Origin of the sequence: Bradyrhizobium yuanmingense (assembly GCF_900094575.1) — a bacterium.
GTDB lineage: Bacteria > Pseudomonadota > Alphaproteobacteria > Rhizobiales > Xanthobacteraceae > Bradyrhizobium > Bradyrhizobium yuanmingense.
Genome location: NZ_FMAE01000100.1, coordinates 1 through 1,135, shown reverse-complemented (window position 1 = coordinate 1,135; position 1,135 = coordinate 1). Strand labels below are relative to the sequence as shown.

1 protein-coding gene is annotated in these 1,135 nt (G+C 64.7%); it reads left to right on the top strand.

The window, feature by feature from the left end:
* On the top strand, positions 1-1,091 hold a 1,091-nt coding region (locus GA0061099_RS39205), incomplete at its 5' end, for an extracellular catalytic domain type 1 short-chain-length polyhydroxyalkanoate depolymerase (RefSeq protein WP_074448708.1).
* Positions 1,092-1,135: the final 44 nt, after the last annotated feature.

Sequence of the window (1,135 nt, the reverse complement as noted above, 5' to 3'; positions counted from 1 at the left end):
GCGCTCCAAGACCGGAGTCGCGCAGCGCCTCTCAGGCTCCGCTCTCGCGGCTCGATCCGCTTACCATCGACGCCACGGCCGACGTCGTCGAGGAGCGGGAAGCTCCGCAGGCCTCGTCGGCCCGCGCTGGTCAGGGACGCAGACGTTCCTTATCGCTCGACGGAATGCGGAATTTTTCCCGGCTCGGCCTGCGAAGTCCGATTACGCGCGCTCCTCTGTCGCCATCGGACATCGTGCCCGAGGGCACACGGTTTATCGCCGGTACCTTCAGTAACGCCGCGGGAAGCCGGACCTACAAGCTGTTCATCCCGAGCCGCTGCCAGGGACAACGGCTTCCCCTGATCGTCATGCTTCATGGCTGCACCCAGTCGCCCGACGATTTCGCGGCCGGCACCCGGATGAACTTCCTGGCGGAAGAGCAGAATTGCTTCGTGGCCTATCCTGAGCAGCCGAGCGGAGCCAACCAGTCGAAGTGCTGGAACTGGTTTCGCACCGGTGACCAGCGCCGCGGTGAGGGCGAGCCTTCGATGATCGCCGGCATTACCCGCCAGATCATGCGCGACCATCCGATCGATCCGAAGCGCGTATACGTCGCGGGTCTCTCTGCCGGTGGGGCCGCCGCTGCCATCATGGGCGCCACGTATAGCGACCTATACGCGGCCGTCGGCATTCATTCAGGCCTGGCGTGTGGGGCCGCCAGCGACCTTCCCTCCGCGTTCGTCGCCATGCGGCAGGGAGGCGGCTCCAAGGCAATTGCGGACGGCAAAACTTCTGTGCCGACCATCGTTTTCCATGGCGATCGCGACACAACGGTGCATCCAAAGAATGGCGATCAGATTATCGAGCAGGCCGCCAGGGCAACGAGGCCGACGATGAGGGTGCTGCGCGGACGCGTACCCCACGGCCATGCCTATACTCGCACCGTCCTGATCGACGGGGCCGGTCGGGCGACTTCCGAACACTGGAATATCGATGGCGCCGGACACGCATGGTCAGGCGGCAGCCCCGCCGGGTCCTACACTGACCCGCAAGGGCCGGATGCCACGAGGGAAATGCTGCGCTTCTTCCTCGAGCATTCGCTCGGTGGGTAGTCTGGCTTCTCGGGGCGGCTCAGAGAACGTGCGATTTATCTTAG